Annotated in this window: 15 protein-coding genes and 1 riboswitch; of the genes, 8 read left to right on the top strand and 7 right to left on the bottom strand. The window is 62.9% G+C overall.

The features are described from left to right. Positions 1–380: phenylalanine--tRNA ligase subunit beta-related protein (locus TX78_RS11245; protein ID WP_044496332.1), on the top strand; the 380-nt coding region annotated here is incomplete at its 5' end. A gap of 206 nt (positions 381–586) precedes the next feature. Here the strand turns inward: TX78_RS11245 and TX78_RS11240 are convergent. Next, positions 587–1,594 (bottom strand): quinone oxidoreductase family protein, encoded by a 1,008-nt coding sequence (locus tag TX78_RS11240; RefSeq protein WP_044496404.1) that lies wholly within the window; start codon positions 1,592–1,594, stop codon positions 587–589. A 122-nt stretch (positions 1,595–1,716) separates the two neighbouring features. Here TX78_RS11240 and argC point away from each other — a divergent pair, with 122 nt between their 5' ends. From argC to TX78_RS11210, 6 genes are read left to right on the top strand one after another with little or no spacing between them, the layout of a single operon-like run. Continuing rightward, the gene (argC, locus tag TX78_RS11235; RefSeq protein ID WP_044496330.1) at positions 1,717–2,748 is read left to right on the top strand and encodes an N-acetyl-gamma-glutamyl-phosphate reductase; all 1,032 of its coding nucleotides are present in this window, start codon (positions 1,717–1,719) and stop codon (positions 2,746–2,748) included. After that, on the top strand, positions 2,745–3,944 hold the full coding sequence (gene argJ, locus TX78_RS11230; protein ID WP_044496328.1) for a bifunctional glutamate N-acetyltransferase/amino-acid acetyltransferase ArgJ: 1,200 nt from the start codon (positions 2,745–2,747) through the stop codon (positions 3,942–3,944). Before argC ends, argJ begins: the two co-directional genes overlap by 4 nt. 48 nt (positions 3,945–3,992) lie before the next feature. Next, positions 3,993–4,934 carry an acetylglutamate kinase gene (gene argB, locus TX78_RS11225; RefSeq protein WP_044496327.1) on the top strand — a complete coding sequence of 314 codons (942 nt, stop codon included), beginning with the start codon at positions 3,993–3,995 and terminating at the stop codon, positions 4,932–4,934. Further along, complete coding sequence (locus TX78_RS11220) at positions 4,931–6,235, top strand: acetylornithine transaminase (RefSeq protein ID WP_044496326.1); 1,305 nt, start codon at positions 4,931–4,933, stop codon at positions 6,233–6,235. The genes argB and TX78_RS11220 overlap by 4 nt, the downstream gene beginning before the upstream one ends. Then, on the top strand, positions 6,232–7,233 hold the full coding sequence (gene argF / locus TX78_RS11215) for an ornithine carbamoyltransferase (RefSeq protein WP_044496325.1): 1,002 nt from the start codon (positions 6,232–6,234) through the stop codon (positions 7,231–7,233). The genes TX78_RS11220 and argF overlap by 4 nt, the downstream gene beginning before the upstream one ends. Then, on the top strand, positions 7,230–7,730 hold the full coding sequence (locus TX78_RS11210) for an arginine repressor (protein ID WP_044496324.1): 501 nt from the start codon (positions 7,230–7,232) through the stop codon (positions 7,728–7,730). Before argF ends, TX78_RS11210 begins: the two co-directional genes overlap by 4 nt. A 15-nt stretch (positions 7,731–7,745) precedes the next feature. Here TX78_RS11210 and tenA read toward each other — a convergent pair whose 3' ends face one another. The 4 genes from tenA to TX78_RS13825 all read right to left on the bottom strand — a co-directional run bounded on the left by tenA (position 7,746) and on the right by TX78_RS13825 (position 10,237). Continuing rightward, positions 7,746–8,423: a thiaminase II gene (tenA, locus tag TX78_RS11205; protein ID WP_044496322.1), complete on the bottom strand. Its 678-nt coding sequence runs from the start codon at positions 8,421–8,423 to the stop codon at positions 7,746–7,748. Continuing rightward, positions 8,423–9,127, bottom strand: coding sequence for a TenA family protein (locus tag TX78_RS11200; protein WP_069956280.1), 705 nt, complete (start codon positions 9,125–9,127; stop codon positions 8,423–8,425). The genes tenA and TX78_RS11200 overlap by 1 nt, the downstream gene beginning before the upstream one ends. 101 nt (positions 9,128–9,228) lie before the next feature. Continuing rightward, positions 9,229–9,356: riboswitch (TPP riboswitch) on the bottom strand. 22 nt (positions 9,357–9,378) lie between these two features. Then, the gene (locus TX78_RS13550) at positions 9,379–9,777 is read right to left on the bottom strand and encodes an FAD-dependent oxidoreductase (protein WP_049897873.1); all 399 of its coding nucleotides are present in this window, start codon (positions 9,775–9,777) and stop codon (positions 9,379–9,381) included. Then, positions 9,686–10,237 carry an NAD(P)/FAD-dependent oxidoreductase gene (locus TX78_RS13825; RefSeq protein WP_158644341.1) on the bottom strand — a complete coding sequence of 184 codons (552 nt, stop codon included), beginning with the start codon at positions 10,235–10,237 and terminating at the stop codon, positions 9,686–9,688. The genes TX78_RS13550 and TX78_RS13825 overlap by 92 nt, the downstream gene beginning before the upstream one ends. A 76-nt stretch (positions 10,238–10,313) precedes the next feature. Between TX78_RS13825 and TX78_RS11190 the strand changes: the two genes are divergently transcribed. Further along, on the top strand, positions 10,314–10,865 hold the full coding sequence (locus TX78_RS11190; protein WP_044496321.1) for a helix-turn-helix domain-containing protein: 552 nt from the start codon (positions 10,314–10,316) through the stop codon (positions 10,863–10,865). Between the two features lie 80 nt (positions 10,866–10,945). Here the strand turns inward: TX78_RS11190 and TX78_RS11185 are convergent, their stop codons facing one another. Beyond that, positions 10,946–11,971, bottom strand: a complete 1,026-nt coding sequence (locus TX78_RS11185; RefSeq protein ID WP_044496320.1) for a CNNM domain-containing protein — start codon at positions 11,969–11,971, stop codon at positions 10,946–10,948. Further along, a complete protein-coding gene (locus TX78_RS11180) occupies positions 11,968–13,329 on the bottom strand; it encodes a hemolysin family protein (protein WP_044496319.1) in 1,362 nt (453 codons plus the stop codon). Before TX78_RS11180 ends, TX78_RS11185 begins: the two co-directional genes overlap by 4 nt. Between the last annotated feature and the right edge of the window lie 202 nt (positions 13,330–13,531).

The raw sequence follows: 13,531 nt of genomic DNA, 5'->3' as shown, positions 1-13,531 counted from the left end.
CCTCGCTGGATCTGCCGGCGCGCACCAGCGCGATGGAGCTGAACCTGGAGGTGTTGATCGATGCCTCCCCGGACCAGGTGAGCGCTGAACCGATCAGCACGTTCCCGCCCACCACGCAGGACGTGGCACTGATTGTGGATGAGGATCTGCCGGCAGCCACGCTGGAGTCCACCCTGGTAGAAGGGGCAGGCGAACTGTTGGAGAGCATCGACCTCTTCGACGTCTACTCCGGCACCGGCATCGAGGAAGGTAAAAAGTCGCTGGCCTACGCACTGCGTTTCCGAGCCGCGGACCGTACCCTGACCGCTGATGAGGCTTCCGCTGCACGTTCGGCTGCGGTGGAACTAGCCGCGCAGCGCCACAGCGCAGTTCAGCGGTAGCTTTCGCTATTCCGCCTGCGGAACGTCAGCCCATTAGGCATGGGCAACGCTCCGCAGGCGTGAAGGCGATGATGCACTTGGAACCCAGTTTTTGTTTCAGCAGGCAGTGATTTTTTGGCTGAAATGAAACATTCCATGGGTACTTAGCTGAGCAGTCGATTCACAGTCGTGAATGCGCTGGTTTGCCCAGCTCGTCGATCAGCCGATTACGGCACCAGAATCAGTTTGCCGGTGGTGCGGCGGTTCTCCAGATCATCCTGTGCCCGGCCTGCTTCGGCAAGCGGGTACGTGCCGCCGATATTGAGCTTCAGATCACCGGAGCTCAGGTGCGCGAACAGCTCAGTGAATCGCCAGTTGCGTTCTTCTGCGTTGCGCAGATACCACTGGACAGCGGGGCGGGTGACAAAGAGGCCACCGCGGGCATTGAGCTCCTGCAGGTCGAAGGGCGGCACCTGCCCGGAGGCCCCGCCGAAGAGCACCAGCATTCCGCGGACCGCCAGCGATTCCAGGGACCCCTGGAAGGTGTCCTTGCCCACCCCGTCATAGACCACGGACACGCCGTCGCCGTTGGTGATCTCGCGAACTTTCTCCGCGAAGCCGTCATAGCCGAGCACATGATCAGCGCCGGCCGCCTGGGCGATCTCAGCCTTCTCCTCGCTGGAGGTGGTGGTGATCACGCGTGCACCACGGGCCTTCAGCAGCTGCGTCAGAATCTGACCCACACCGCCGGCGCCAGCGTGGGTCAGCACAGTCTCACCGGGGGCGACCTTATACGTGGAGTTGATCAGGTAGTGGGCAGTCACCCCCTGCAGGGGTAGCGCGGCGGCTTGTTCGTCTGTGATCTCATCTGGCACCGCCACAGCTTTAGCGGCATCAACCAGGAAGTGGCTTGCGTAGGTCCCGGTAGCAGCCTCAGTGGTGGCTACGCGCTGGCCAATAGAGAAACTCTCTACTCCATCGCCCACAGCCAAGACAGTGCCGGTGCCTTCTTTGCCAGGCACAAAGGGGTACTCGACGGCGTAGACGCCGCTGCGCTGATAGGTCTCAATGAAGTTCACGCCTGCGGCAGCGGTCTTGATCAGCAGCTGGCCCTCGGCCGGGCGCGGGGCGGGAACCTCAGCGGATTCGAAGACCTCGACCCCGCCAGCCTCGCGGGCCTGAACAACGGTGATGACATCAGGAAGATCTTCTTCGTACACAGTGGGCTCACTCATGTGACACAGGGTACCCAAGGATGCCCGCACTTCCACGAACGTCCGCTGCATGCGGAATCATCTCCACGCCGCCTTATGCATAAATATTGATGCTCATGCATAAAATCGCGTAGAGTGGCGGTATGACCTACTCTGTCGCTGTCTCCGGAGCCTCCGGCTATGCCGGAGGAGAAATCCTGCGCCTGCTGGCCAACCACCCACAGGCAGAGATCCGTACTGTGACCGCACATTCCAGTGCTGGACAGCGACTGGGAGAAATCCAGCCGCATCTGCACCCGCTGGCGGACAAAGTCCTCGCCGACACCACAGCAGAGAACCTCGCCGGGCACGACGTGGTCTTTCTCGCCCTGCCTCACGGGGCCTCTGCCGAGATTGCTGCACAGCTGGGGGACGACACCATCGTGATCGACGCCGCGGCCGATCACCGCCTGGAATCCGGTACCGACTGGGAGAAGTTCTACGGCTCCGCTCACCAAGGGACCTGGCCCTACGGTCTGCCTGAACTGCCCGGTCAGCGCTCCAAGCTGGCTGGTGCTACGCGCATCGCAGTACCGGGCTGCTATCCCACCACCATTCTGCTGGGGCTGGCGCCGGCCTTCCACAGCAAGCTCGTGGAACCGACAGATGTTGTCATCGTCGCCGCCACCGGAACCTCCGGCGCCGGCAAAGCCCTGAAGCCGCACCTGCTGGGCTCGGAAGTCATGGGCGGCATGAGCCCTTACGGAGTCGGCGGATCGCACCGCCACACACCAGAGATCGAACAGGGACTGAGCTGGGTGGCAGCAGAAGAGGTCCAGGTCTCCTTCACGCCCACCCTGGCGCCGATGTCCCGCGGCATCCTCGCTACCTCCACCGCCCGCCTGAAGCCCGGTATCACCGAAGCCCAGCTGCGCGAAACCTACACTGCGCAGTACCACAACGAGCCCTTCGTGCACCTGCTGCCAGAAGGTCAGTGGCCAGCCACCAAACAGGTCATCGGTTCCAATCACGTCACCGTTCAGCTGGCAGTTGATGAACATGCCGGCCGCGTCGTCGTCGTCTCTGCCTCTGACAACCTCACCAAAGGCACTGCCGGTGGCGCAGTCCAGTCCATGAATCTCGCCCTGGGTCTGCCCGAGACCACCGGGCTGAACCTGCTGGGAGTTGCACCATGAGCGTCACCGCTGCATACGGTTTCACCGCCGCCGGAGTAGCTGCCGGGCTGAAGAGTCCCGCCGAGGATGGCACCGCGAAACGCGATGTCGCCCTGGTAGTCAACACCGGCCCGCTGAAGCATGCTGCTGCTGTTCTCACCACCAACCGGGTATCGGCGGCACCAGTTCTGTGGTCCCGCCAGGTCATCTCTGACGGTCGGGCAGACGCCGTAGTGCTGAACTCCGGTGGAGCCAACGCGTGCACCGGGGCACCGGGCTTCGCCGATACTCACACCACGGCCGAACAGGTTGCCGAGAAACTCAGTAGTGCTGGGCAGGATGTCTCAGCTACCGATGTGCTGGTCTGCTCCACCGGGCTCATCGGTGTGCGGTTGGATATGCCCGCGCTGCTCTCCGGGGTGGAGTCCGCAGTCAACACCCTGGGGGAGGACGACGACGCCGGGGCCGCAGCCTCAGAAGCCATCCTCACCACCGATACCGTCACCAAGACTGCCACCGCCAGCGGAAGCGGATTCACCATAGGCGGCATGGCCAAAGGCGCTGGAATGCTGGCACCAGGAATGGCTACCATGCTCTCGGTGATCACCACTGACGCCGTCATCTCCGCCGAGGCGCTAGACGCCGCTTTGCGCGAAGCGGTTCGGGTCAGCTTCAACCGGGCAGACTCCGACGGTTGCATGTCCACCAATGACACGGTCATCGCCATGGCATCCGGGGCTCACCCCGATGCTGACCCAGCAGGAGTAGATCTCACTGAGTTCCAGACCGCCCTCGCCGAGGTCTGCCAGACCCTTGCTGCTGCGCTGATCGCCGACGCCGAAGGCGCTCATCACGAGATCGCGATCCGCACCATCAACGCCGCCACCGAGGATGAAGCCGAGACCGCCGGGCGTGCGGTGGCCCGTTCCAATCTGTTCAAAACCGCCATATTCGGACGCGATCCCAACTGGGGCCGAATCCTCTCAGCAGTGGGCACCACCGACGTGGCCTTCGACCCGATGACTATCGATGTGGCCGTCAACGGTGTGTGGATCTGCCGTGCCGGCGGCATCGGTGAAGACCGCAGCCTGGTAGACCTCTCCGACCGGTTGGTGGAGGTGGTCATTGACCTGAAAGCAGGTGAGGCCGAGGCCACCATTCTGACCAATGACCTCACCCATGACTACGTCCATGAAAACAGCGCGTACTCCTCCTAACGTGCACCGTCCGTTGCGGTAGCAACGAACTCGACGCTGAAAGCCATCATGACTGAGAAGACCTCCCTGACCCCGCGAGATGTGGGCACACTGGCCACCGCTGCCGATAAGGCCGCTGTACTGATCGAGGCGCTGCCCTGGATCCAGAAGTTCGCCGGTGAGACCATCGTCATCAAATACGGCGGCAATGCGATGATCAACGATGATCTGCGGCGCGCCTTCGCAGAGGACGTGGTCTTCCTGCGTCACGTGGGGGTCAACCCCGTCGTCGTCCATGGTGGCGGTCCGCAGATCAACGCCATGCTGGAAGCGGTGGGCGTTGAGTCGGAGTTCCGGGGCGGGTACCGGGTCACCACCCCCGAAGCCCTTGAAGTGGTCCGCATGGTGCTCACCGGGCAAGTCGGGCGCCAGCTCATCGGCTTGATCAACTCGCATGGGCCCTACGCCGTCGGGCTTTCCGGTGAAGATGCCGCGCTGCTGCGCGCCACCCGGAAAAAAGCCGTCGTCGACGGGGAAGAAGTAGACCTCGGGCTGGTGGGTGAAGTGACCGGAGTCAATCCCGCCGCCGTGCAGGATCTGCTAGCTGCCGGTCGCATCCCGGTGATCTCCACCATTGCGCCGGAATTCGACGCTGCGGGCCAGCCCACCGGTGAGGTGCTCAACGTCAACGCCGACACCGCCGCCGGAGCAGTTGCCGCAGCCCTGGGCGCAGCCAAGCTGGTGATGCTCACCGATGTCGAGGGCCTCTATGCCAACTGGCCGGACAAATCCTCGCTGATCTCTTCACTCTCCGCCGCTGACCTGCGCACCATGCTGCCCTCGCTGGAAGCCGGGATGATCCCGAAGATGAGTGCCGCTCTGGCTGCTGTCGAGGCAGGTGTCGCGCGGGCCCACATTGTGGACGGCCGGCAGTCGCATTCGATGCTCCTAGAAATTGTCACCACCGAAGGCGTGGGCACCCAGGTGGTCCCCGATGAGGAGGCCTCATGACCGATTCACAGCAGGAAACCACTGTTCTGACGTCCCAGGACCTGGCACCGGCCCAGTCCAGCTCACAGTTGCTGCAGCGCTATCAGGACTCATTGATGGGAGTTTTCGGGACGCCGCAGCAGGTGCTGGTGCGCGGCTCCGGGGCGCGGGTATGGGATGCCGATGGGCGTGAATACCTGGACATGCTCGGCGGCATCGCCGTCAACGCGCTGGGCCACGCGCACCCGCTGATCACCTCGGTGCTGACCTCTCAGCAGGCCACCCTGGGTCATATTTCCAACTTGTTCACCAGCCCCATGCAGATCGCCTGTGCCGAAAAGCTGCTGCAGCTGGCGCAGGCTCCGGCAGGATCGGCAGTGTTCTTTGCCAACTCCGGTTCAGAGGCCAATGAAGCGGCACTGAAGGCAGTGCTGCGGCACCGGCAGAGCAGCGGCAAGGGGCGCATTCTGGCGCTGGAGGGCAGCTTCCACGGGCGCACCCTGGGAGCCTTGTCACTGACGCATAAAGCCGCTTACCGGGAGCCCTTCGGAGAACTGATCGGCGGCGTCGAGTTCCTCGCCCCCAATGACATCTCAGCACTTGAAGCCGCATTCGCTGACGACGACGTCGCCGGAGTCATCCTGGAACCGATCCAGGGTGAAGCAGGCGTCAAACCCATCGATGACGCCTATCTGCTGCGCGTACGGGACCTCACCCGCGCCTCCGGGGCATTGATGGTCCTTGATGAGGTGCAGACCGGGGTGGGGCGTACCGGAGACTGGTTCCGTTTCCAAGCGGTGGCCGACGGCGCAGCCCAGCCAGATCTGATGACGCTGGCCAAGGGCCTGGGCTCAGGTTTCCCGGTGGGGGCGATGGTCGGATTCGGGCCCCAGGCCAGCACGCTGCTCAGCGCCGGACAGCACGGCACTACCTTCGGAGGCAACCCGCTGGCGACTGTCGCGGCACTGGCCACCCTGCACGCCATCGAGGCCTCCGGACTGCTGCAGAATGTGCAGCAGATCGGGGCGCAGATTGCCACCGGATTGCAGGCCATGCCGCAGGTCACCGAAGTTCGCCAGTACGGGCTGCATATCGGCGTCGACCTCGCTGATATTACCGCGCCGGACCTGGTGACCACCGCACGGGAACGTCACGGGCTGATCATCAACGCCACAGGAGAGAAGACCCTGCGGCTGGCACCTCCACTGAACCTCACAGTTGAGGAGGCTGAGCTCTTCCTCAGCCGACTGGCTGCCGCGATCCCTGATATCACCGCCTCACAGGCCGCCTCTTCGACTACCGAATCCAAGGACCATTCATGAGCACCCGCCACTTCCTCACCGACCTGGACCTCACCAATGAGGAGCTGCTGAAGGTTCTCAACCTGGCTGATTACCTCAAGGTCAATCCTTACGCGCTCAAGGCACTGCAGGGGCCGCAGACCGCCGCGGTGATCTTCGATAAGACCTCCACCCGTACCCGGTTCTCGTTTGCTGCTGGTATCGCCGCGCTGGGTGGCCAGCCGATCATCGTCAATCCGGGGGAGTCCCAGCTGGGGCATAAGGAGTCGGTGGCCGATACCGCCCGGGTGCTGGAGAAGCAGGTCAGTCTGATCATCTGGCGCACCTATGCCCAGGCCGGACTTAAGGAGATGGCCCAGTACTCGCGCGTGCCGGTCATCAATGCGCTCAGCGATGACTATCATCCCTGCCAGCTGCTGGCTGATCTGCAGACCATCCGCGAGCATTTCGCTGCCCAGGGCAACGCTGAGCTCACAGGGCGGTCGCTGGCCTACCTGGGGGACGCTGCCAACAATATGGCCAACTCCTATCTGCTGGCCGGGGTGAATGCGGGCATGGATGTGCGCATCGCAGGGCCGCAGGGATATCTGCCGGCTGAGGAGATCGTGCAGGCGGCCCAGCAGCGTGCCGCACTGACCGGAGGAAGCCTCACCATCACCACTGATCCGCAGACTGCACTGAAGAATGCCGACGTGGTAGCCACAGATACCTGGATCTCCATGGGGCAGGAGGATGAGAAGGCTCAGCGCATGGAGCTCTTCAGCGACTACCAGGTCAACTCTGCAGCCCTGGCGCTGGCGGCGCCCGGCGCGATTGTCCTGCATTGTCTGCCGGCCTACCGCGGTGCGGAGATCACTGCGGAGGTGATTGACGGACCGCAGTCAGTGATCTGGGATGAGGCCGAGAACCGACTGCATGCGCAGAAGGCACTGATGGCCTGGCTGCTGGTGGAGTCTGGACTGGCCGATGAGCAGACTGCGGCCCTGGTGCGCGAGGCAGAACAGGGCACGCTGCGATGACACCCACCACCAAGACCGCCCGCCAGGCCAAGATCCGCGAGCTGATCAGCCGCTCCTCCATCCGTTCCCAGGCCGAACTGGCCCAGGGGCTCGCCGATGACGGCGTCACTGTCACCCAGGGCACGCTATCTCGTGACTTGGTGGAGATCGGAGCGGCCCGGGTGCGCAGCGCTGATGGCACGCTGGTCTATGCAGTACCGGGGGAGGGGCACGCCGGGGAACTCACCAGTGATCAGCCGGAGGCGACGACGACGGCGCGGCTGGCCTCGCTGTGCCGGGACCTGCTGGTCTCCGCGGAGGCCAGCGCTAATCTGGTGATCCTGCGCACCCCGCCCGGTGCTGCACAGTTCCTGGCCAGCGCCGTGGATCATGCCGGGATGAAGGAAGTGCTGGGCACTATCGCAGGAGATGACACGATCATGCTGGTCACCACCGAGCCGACCGGCGGTGCAGCAGTGGCAGACCGGTTCACCGCAATGGCGGAATCTCGGGGCTGAGCGACAGGGGTGGGTTCAGGCGTTGGCGGCCGCTAGATCGAACGCAGTCTGCCAGAACTGTGCCTCCATGCGGGTGGCAGTGGTGAAGATCTCGGCCAGCTCACTGAAGCGCTCCTCAGTGAAAGTGCGTGCCGCCAGCGCATCGATATGGCTGATGGTCTCCACTTTGACCTGCTGATACCAGTCAGCTGAGTATTCACCGATCCACTCGGCGTAAGGGTGCTCGGGGTTTGCCTCGAGAGCCGGCTTCAGCCGTTCGCCGATTTCCGCATAGCCGATAGCACATGGTGCCTGGGCCACCACAAGGTCCAACAGATCTCCGGAGCTGCCGGCGTCGAGCACAAACCGGGTGTAGGCCACATTGGTCCACGCCTCGGGAGTTGATTCGATCTGCTGGCGGCTCACGCCCCAGCCGGTCTCAAGCCGCTTCACGTGCAGATCCGTCTCGTGAATAACATCGGCGAGACCCTTACTCGCGATCTGGATATCCGCCATAGTCCGGCTCTTATAGGCCTGCAGCGCATAAGCCCGGGCAAACTGCACCAGGAACCGGTAATCCTGGATGAGGTACTCCTTGAAGACCTCCGGAGGCAGGGTTCCGGACTCCATCTGCTGGATGAAGACATGGTCGGTGTAGTTGAGCCACTCCTGACCGGCGGCTTCCTTCAGGCGATCAAATAATGTGGTGCTCATCAGTTCTCTTCCTGGGCATAGTCGGCACGGGTGTTACGCGGTGTCCCTGCATCTCGAGGGTCGTTTTGTGCATAGACAGCATCGAAAAACTGCCGCTCCAGCTGAACGGCTCGGCCAAAGAAATCCCGCGCCACCTCAGCCGCGTCAGCTCCTAGCCGATCCAGCTCGTTGCGCAGGAACTCCACGAACTCAGCGAAGGCCGGATTGTCATGCAAAGTGATCCATTCGGCATGGACGAAGTTCTCCGGAAGCGGCCCCTGCCGCATGCGAGCCCACTCGTAATAGAGCCACTCTGCGACGGTGAGCACCGCCAAGATCGCCACATAGTCCCGTGTCTGGGCGGCTTCCCGCATGAGGGCGGCAAAACCACCAGTGGGCTCGGTGTCCGGGATGCGGTCCCGCAGAGCCTCGCTGATATTCAGCGCCTCAAAGGAACGCAGGAAGTAGGTGTTCTCTTCGCTGCAGATGATCCCGGCGAACCGACCGAAACGCAGCCGGGCCTCAAAAGTGTCAGCGGTGGCGATCGCCGAGCCCAGCAAAGTGACAAACGCGTCCAGGAAACGGTGGTCCTGAATCAGATAGTTCGACATCACGGCGTCGTCGACATCCCCGGACAACAGCTCCTGCACAAACCGGTGTCCCACCGCCTCATCCCAGGTGGGTCGGTTCTCTTCACGCAGCCCGTCTGTGAAACGTTGACTCATCTCTCTCCTGCACTGTCTTGGGAACCGGGTCGGTACAGGCGGGTCAGGTAGAGCATGAGTGCTTTTTAGTAGCCGCAGCCGGGAATTCCTCCTAGCCGAAGCAATACGCAGTGCCCCGTCCCTTCGCCGGCATGACCCGGATCAGGTTCAAAGGGTTGCCGCGCCGTCTGCATTGGTGAAGCAGACCAGCGGCGTCTCAGTCCTTTGCAGGACACCCCTCGGTCATCCCACACGCTAGCATGTGAGCTGCATCATGTGCGCTGCTGTGACGATGCCACCGCGCGGTCGAACTCTTGTTCTGTCAGTGCAGCGTTCGCCGCGGCCCCGGCAAAGTTGCCGCTGCTGATGGACAGCGGCACATTCGCCCCAGGATTGGCCACGTTTCCAGCGGCCCAGATGCGTGGATGGCTGGTCCGGAACATCTGATCCACCGCGAGGAAGCTGCCCATCGGAGTCTCATTGCGCTCTAACCTCAGGTGCTGGAGGTAGGAATCGTGAGGAGTCATGGTGGCTACCGCGAAGATCGCATCCAGTGGGATCCTGCGGCCATCCTGAAGTTCAACCGCTGTGATGTTGGTTTCCTCGCCGTGGACTTGGAGAACAGGGGAGGATTCGACGACGACGTCGCGGGCCTGCAGCCGCTGCAGCATGTCCTGAGTCAGCTCTCCGGCGCCGGCGCTGCTTGCCCCAGCGCTCGGCGAGTCCCGGCACGGCAGGGAGGTGGTCGGTGAGGCCGCCGGCAGCGATCACAGCGCGAGTTAGAATCGTTCTTCCGTCCTCCAGCATGATGCGCAACCCTGGCTGTTCTTCGTCGGTGCTGTCAGCTACGTCGGTCACCTCTGCAAAGAGGAACTTGGCGCCGTATAGTGCGGCTTCTTCGCGACCACGCCGGACCAGCTCTGCAGGGGCAACGCCTTCGAGTCCGAGGACTCCATGCATATGGTCGGCAAAGCGGTTGCGCGGGCGCTGCTGGTCGATCACCAGCACACTGCGGTGAGCGCGTCCCAAGGTCAGTGCAGCACTGAGGCCGGCGGCGCTGCCTCCGATGACAATGGCGTCCCAGAGCTGCAGTTCAGGCAGAGGTTCTTCAATGATCTGTGTAGTGGTCATGAACCCATGGTGGGCTGAGATTGCTGATGTGTCATGACAGATTGCGGAATCGGCAAACTTTCGGGACGCTGGGGGCATGAAAGAGCTTGAGCATCTGGGACTTCGGCTGCGTGCCGCTCGCACTGGTCGGGGATGGACCCTTGAGAGTCTCACGAAGAAAGCCGGCGTCTCCGCCAGCACGCTTTCGCGGTTGGAGGCCGGAAAACGGCAGGCGAATCTTGAACTGCGGCTGCCGCTGACCAAGGCGCTGGACATCAGCATCGATGAGCTGCTGACACCAGTGGTGGAGGATCCCAGAGTCAAGCGTGACCCCTGGGAGCGTGATGAGGCGACTTTCCACCCGCTCTCACCGGAGACCTCGCATATTCAGACCTACAAGATCGTCTTGCGTCCCCGCCCGGCTCACGACGGGCCTTTAGGGACTCACGGCGGGCACGAGTGGCTCTATGTGCTCTCTGGGCGACTGCGCCTGCATCTGGATGACCGGGAGATCATCCTGCATCGCGGAGAGGCCGCCGAGTTCGACACACGCACCCCGCACGCGATGTCCGCAGTGGGACCGGAGAACACCGAGATTTTGAGCATCTTCAATGAAGCCGGAGTGCGCTTCCATACAGAAGAGGGCTGAAGGGGCCCGGATGAACCGGTGACCTCCTTCAGCCCTCGTCGTGGTGCCTCTAACCTGGGCTCAACCCAGGTGCGACGGGCCTAGGCCCATTGTTCCTCCATATTCGGCCAGACCCGATTGAGGATGTCATTCCAGGTGAGGACTCCACTAAAGGCGTTGCCGGAGCGGACTACTGCGAGCTGTTCACCCGCGGCGCGCATCTGCTGGAAGGCCTCATATACGGAGGCCTCAGCAGATACCACCAGTGCAGGGCGGGCCAGTTCGCGTGCGGAGTGCTCGGCAGCCACGCTGAGTGTGTCCCGCACATGCACGATCAGTGGCGCATCCTGCAGGGGGGTCAGCAGCACACGAAGCTCGCCACTGCGGTGGGCAGCTTGCTGCACCTCTTGTGCGGTGGCGGTCACCGGGACCGTAGGGGCCACAACACCCTGCTGTTCGGCAATGACGTCCTGGACTGTCAGGGACTCCAGCTCAATGATGCTGGAGATCTGTGTCCCTGAGGCCTTATCTAGAACTCCGGCCCGTGTGGAGTGCTCCACCAGATGCCGGATGGTTTCGGAGTCATAGCCGCCTGCCGCCGCGCGATCCACCGGCTCCACGCCTGTGGCCGCGACCAGCCGGTTGGCGATGCCATTGATCCACCTCAGCAGCGGGCGGAAGATCCTGATGAACGCCCGCGAAGGCAATGCCACCACACGAGCAGAGAACTCAGGGTGAGCGATCGCCCAAGACTTCGGTGCCATCTCTCCGACCACCAGGTGCAGGAAGGTCATGACCAGCAGTGCCAGGGCAAAGGCCAACGCATCGGCCGCCCAGCCTGGCATGGCCCATGACATAAAGACCGGGGTCAGTGCGTAGTGCACTGCGGGCTTGCTCACCGCACCGAGTGCGAAGGTGCAGGCGGTGATGCCCAGCTGCGCACCGGCGAGCATAATGGTCAGCTCATTGAGGCTGCGCAGGGCAGCGCGCGAGGTCTGGCTGGTCTCTGCTGACTCTTCCAGGCGGTGCCGACGGGCTGCCAGAAGCGAGAACTCGATGATCACGAAGAACGCCGAGAGAACAATGATCGCCACTGTTGCCAGCGCGGTAATTAACCAGTCAGTCATGTCTGGTCACCCTCCTTCTCATGCAGCACCACACGCACCGATTCCGGTACGTGGCGGTCCACACTGGTCACCGTGATCTCTAGCCAGCGCTGGGGCACAGTTTCCTCCGCGTAGTCTGCGGGGTCAGCCGGCAGCTCCACCCGGACGGTCTGGCCTTCCTCCAGCAGCGTGCCTTCGTGGGCGATGAGCAGGCCCGAGAGGGTTTCGTAATCGCCCTCGGGGATGCTGTGGCCGATCGCCCGCTCCACCTCATCCAGGTGTAGGTCCCCGTCCACCTGCCACTGAGACTCGCCCTGAGCCTCGATGCCTGCCGGTTCTTCGGTGTCGTGCTCATCGGTGATCTCACCGAGGACCTCCTCGGCGAGATCCTCCATGGTGACCACGCCGGTGAAGCCGCCGTACTCATCGATGACGCAGGCCATCTGCGCTCCTTCGGCGCGCAGCAGCCGCACCGCCTCAGGAAGGGGCATCAGGGTAGGAACGATGACCGGCTGGCGCATCAGCTCAGTGACCTCGGCTTCGTCACTGAGATCAGTGCCCAGCAGGTCGATGAGATGAACGATGCCGATGGGTTCGTCCTCCTCATCCACCACCGGGTAGCGGGTGTGCTCTTCGGCCATCATGGCGCGGACCTCACCCAGTGTGGTGCGGGGCTGCACATAGCCGGTGCGAGAGCGCGGGACCATCGCGTGTTCTACGTCGTGATCCGGGAAGTCCAGGATCCGGTCCAGCGCTAGGAACAGCTCGTCCGGCAGGTCCCCGCTGTCGTGGGAGCTGGTGACAATATGTTCCAGATCCTTGACCGTTGCGCTGGACTCCACATCGTGGACCGGCTCGATCCGCAGCAGCCGCAACAGGCCGTTGGCGGCCTTGTCGAAGATGGCGATGAGCCAGCCGAAGACGCGCAGATAGATCTTGGTGGAGCGAGCCAGGCCCAGGGCCAGCGGCACCGGATTGGCGATCGCATAGTTCTTCGGGAACAGCTCACCGAAGATCATCTGCACCACTGTGGAGACAGTCAGCGCCAGCACCGTGCCCACGGTCACGCTGACCGCCGCGGGAATGCCGACGCCGCCTAAGAGAGTGCCCAGGCCCTCGCCCACCAGGGGCTCGGCCACATAACCCACCAGCAGGCCGGTGACGGTAATGCCCAGCTGTGCGCCGGAGAGCATGAAGGAGGTGCGTCCAGTGACGTCGAGTGCGCGCTGCGCGGCGTGATCGCCGCTGTCAGCCATGGCGCGAAGTCGGTTTCGATCCACCGACATATAGGCGAATTCCTGGGCCACAAAGTAGCCGTTCGCCGCGATGATGAGAAGGATAAGAAGACAGCCCAGTAGCAGAAGAAGAGCAGTGATCACTTAAGCGTCACAGCTCCCCAGCGGCCGGCGTCATCGTGTAGAGACGGATAAAACAGGTTCACTACGGATGCGGAGCAACATCGTCGACGTCGCATGACCGCATGGCGTATGGCGTCCACCAGGGTGAGGCACCTCTTCGCAATCGGTAATAAGGATGGTGAGCACAGATTCTAGGGTTCCTGGCCTGCGCTGTCTATAGGCC

Origin of the sequence: Nesterenkonia massiliensis (genome assembly GCF_000455245.1) — a bacterium.
In the GTDB taxonomy this organism is placed as follows: domain Bacteria; phylum Actinomycetota; class Actinomycetes; order Actinomycetales; family Micrococcaceae; genus Nesterenkonia; species Nesterenkonia rhizosphaerae.
This window is presented reverse-complemented; position numbering and strand designations above follow the sequence as displayed.

Excerpts from the sequence above, each read along its gene's own strand:
- TX78_RS13825 (WP_158644341.1), bottom strand. The coding sequence starts at position 10,237 with ATGACCACTACACAGATCATTGAAGAACCTCTGCCTGAACTGCAGCTC.
- TX78_RS11240 (WP_044496404.1), bottom strand. The coding sequence starts at position 1,594 with ATGAGTGAGCCCACTGTGTACGAAGAAGATCTTCCTGATGTCATCACC.
- TX78_RS11220 (WP_044496326.1), top strand. The coding sequence starts at position 4,931 with ATGACCGATTCACAGCAGGAAACCACTGTTCTGACGTCCCAGGACCTG.
- TX78_RS11200 (WP_069956280.1), bottom strand. The coding sequence starts at position 9,127 with ATGAGTCAACGTTTCACAGACGGGCTGCGTGAAGAGAACCGACCCACC.
- TX78_RS11185 (WP_044496320.1), bottom strand. The coding sequence starts at position 11,971 with ATGACTGACTGGTTAATTACCGCGCTGGCAACAGTGGCGATCATTGTT.
- argF (WP_044496325.1), top strand. The coding sequence starts at position 6,232 with ATGAGCACCCGCCACTTCCTCACCGACCTGGACCTCACCAATGAGGAG.
- argC (WP_044496330.1), top strand. The coding sequence starts at position 1,717 with ATGACCTACTCTGTCGCTGTCTCCGGAGCCTCCGGCTATGCCGGAGGA.
- tenA (WP_044496322.1), bottom strand. The coding sequence starts at position 8,423 with ATGAGCACCACATTATTTGATCGCCTGAAGGAAGCCGCCGGTCAGGAG.
- TX78_RS11190 (WP_044496321.1), top strand. The coding sequence starts at position 10,314 with ATGAAAGAGCTTGAGCATCTGGGACTTCGGCTGCGTGCCGCTCGCACT.
- argJ (WP_044496328.1), top strand. The coding sequence starts at position 2,745 with ATGAGCGTCACCGCTGCATACGGTTTCACCGCCGCCGGAGTAGCTGCC.
- argB (WP_044496327.1), top strand. The coding sequence starts at position 3,993 with ATGACTGAGAAGACCTCCCTGACCCCGCGAGATGTGGGCACACTGGCC.
- TX78_RS11210 (WP_044496324.1), top strand. The coding sequence starts at position 7,230 with ATGACACCCACCACCAAGACCGCCCGCCAGGCCAAGATCCGCGAGCTG.
- TX78_RS13550 (WP_049897873.1), bottom strand. The coding sequence starts at position 9,777 with ATGCTGCAGCGGCTGCAGGCCCGCGACGTCGTCGTCGAATCCTCCCCT.